The organism is Nocardia sp. NPDC060220, assembly GCF_042727815.1.
Classification (GTDB): Bacteria; Actinomycetota; Actinomycetes; order Mycobacteriales; family Mycobacteriaceae; genus Nocardia.
This window is the reverse complement of record NZ_JBHWZY010000919.1, coordinates 1-2575: the sequence shown is the minus strand read 5'-3', so window position 1 is coordinate 2575 and position 2575 is coordinate 1. Positions and strand designations below refer to the sequence as shown.

The window sequence follows — 2575 nt, the reverse complement described above, 5'->3', positions numbered from 1 at the left end:
CGAAGATGCAACGGTGATGCAACGTTGCGTCGCCTAGTGTGGCTGGACACAGTAAGAATCTGTGCCGACAGCCGTGCTGCCGCCCACTCGGAGCGCAGTGCCGACCGCTGTCGGCTCGGCGTACGCGGTCGGATCGCTGGACCGTTTCTCAGCGCCGGAAAGTGTGTCGCCCCGCCGTGATTTTGACTGAATCTGGTCCGGTTTATTATTGAAACGAATACGCTTCTCCTCGTGTTCGGACGCGTGTTTCAGGTGTCGGGGTTGACGATGGAGGTCGGGAGATAGCCGAGTCATTGCTGGTTGCGTGGCGGCGAGCCGGATTGCCGCGATCGTGTCATAGCCGATCGCACTGAATCTGGTGTGCGCGGGCGGATTTCGGGCAGGGTGCCCGAGGTTGGCCGCCCCCGCGCCGATCCACCCCACCCCGGTTCGAGCCGGGGAGTTCCGAGAGTTTGTGCGGCCGCGTGGCGTTACCCGCGGCCGGTAATGGAAGGCAGTGTGCGATGACCAACCCCACTCCGGCGCGCGCGGAAACAGAACAGCTGGCGGCGCTGGTGGCGACGGTCGCGGCGATGGATCCGGCGCGGATCGCGGTCGAGTTCGACAGCACCGCGGTGTCCTATGCCGATCTCGACGCCCAGCTCACGCTGATGGCCGAGCTCACCGGTGGGGCGCTGGACGCGGACACGCTCGTGCAGGTGGTGCTCGCCGAGCTGTTCCCCGGCGTGGTCGATGCCGCCGAGGGGACGTTCGGTGTGCTGCTGGACTCGCTCGCGGGCGATGTGATGGCGGCGCTGGGGCTGGAGGCGGTGGCCGCGGCGACGCTGGTCGATCGGTTCGCCGCGCAGGTGGCACGGACGCCGGATGCTGTCGCGGTGCAGTGCGGTGACGTCACGCTGACCTATGCGGCATTCGATGCCAGAGTGCGGGTGCTGGCGGCGCGGTTGGTCGAGGCGGGCGTCGGGCCCGAGACACTGGTCGGGTTGGCGCTGCGGCGCAGTGTCGAGCTGATCGTCGCGGTGCACGCGATCGTGCGTGCGGGCGGTGCGTATGTGCCGCTCGACCCCGATCATCCGGTGGACCGGTTGCACTATGTGCTCGAGGTGGCGCGGCCGGTGGTGGTCGTGACACGGGCAGGCGACGAGCCGGATCTGAACGGCGCGCCGGTGCTGCGCACCGATGACATCGACTGGGACGCGGCGCCCGGCGAGGTGGTGTCCGGGGTGCGGGCGGGCAACGCGGCCTACGTCATCTTCACGTCGGGCTCCACGGGCAGGCCGAAGGGTGTGGCGGTCACCCACGGGGCGATCGTGGCGAACCTGGATTGGCGGCAGCGCCGCTACGCCATGACCGAGGCCGATGTGGTGGTGCAGAAGACGCCTTACACCTTCGATGTGTCGGTGTGGGAGTTGTTCTGGCCCTTGCAGATCGGCGCTCGGCTGGTGGTCGCCGAGGCGGGGCGCCACGGTGATCCCGCGTACCTGGCGGCGCTGATCGCCCAGCATCGGGTCACCGTGACGCACTTCGTGCCGTCGATGCTGGCCGCGTTCGTCGGTGACGTGGGTTCCGAGGTGGATCTGTCGTCGTTGCGGATGGTGTTCGCCTCCGGTGAGGCGCTGCCCGCTGCCACGGCCGCCCGGCTGCGCGCGCTGTCGGCGACGGCGCTGCACAACCTGTACGGGCCCACCGAGGCGGCGGTCGACGTCACTGCGCACGAGGTGACCGCTCTCGATGAGGTGTCGGTGCCGATCGGGGGTCCCGCCGACGGCACCGGGCTGCTCGTGCTCGACGAGAACCTCGACCAGGTACCCGTCGGGGTGGTCGGCGAGCTGTATCTGGCCGGTGTCCAGTTGGCGCGTGGGTACGTGGCGCGCCCGGGGCTCACCGCGGATCGGTTCGTCGCCAATCCGTACGGCGTGCCCGGTGAGCGCATGTATCGCACCGGTGACCTGGTACGGGAGTCGCGCGGTGAGCTGGAATACCTGGGGCGCACCGACTTCCAGGTGAAGCTGCGTGGCCTGCGAATCGAGCTGGGGGAGATCGAGGCCGTGCTGGCCGCGCACCCTCGCGTCGGCAACGCGGCGGTGGTGCTGCATCGCCATGGCGCCGGTGAGGCGCTGGTCGGTTATGTGGTGAGCGTCGATGGTGCGGTGCTCGACGAGGCCGAGCTGGTCGAGCACGCCAAGTCGTCGATGCCCGAGTACATGGTGCCGCCGCTGCTGGTGCAACTGGACGCGATGCCGATCAATGCCAGCGGCAAGCTGGATCGGAAAGCCTTGCCGGAGCCGGACTTCCGGGTGTCGGCCGCCGAATTCCGGGAGCCACGCACGGCGACCGAGCGTACCGTCGCCGCGTTGTTCGCCGAGCTGCTCGAGGTGGACGTGGTCGGCTTGGACGACGACTTCTTCCGCCTCGGCGGCAACTCGCTGATCGCCACCCGCGCCATCGGCCGGTTGCAGGCGAACTTCGGTGTGCGGGTGGATGTTCGCGACTTCTTCGACAGCCCGACGGTGGCCGTACTCGCGAAGCTGGTCGAGGGTGGGGTGGTCGATGATCGGCCCGCGCTCGTCGCGGG

General features: G+C 68.8%; 1 protein-coding gene. It reads left to right on the top strand.

Annotated elements, in window-relative coordinates; genetic code table 11:
• Positions 1-503: 503 nt before the first annotated feature.
• A partial coding sequence (locus ACFWF3_RS31710) for an amino acid adenylation domain-containing protein (RefSeq protein WP_379317461.1) occupies positions 504-2575 on the top strand: 2072 nt, incomplete at its 3' end.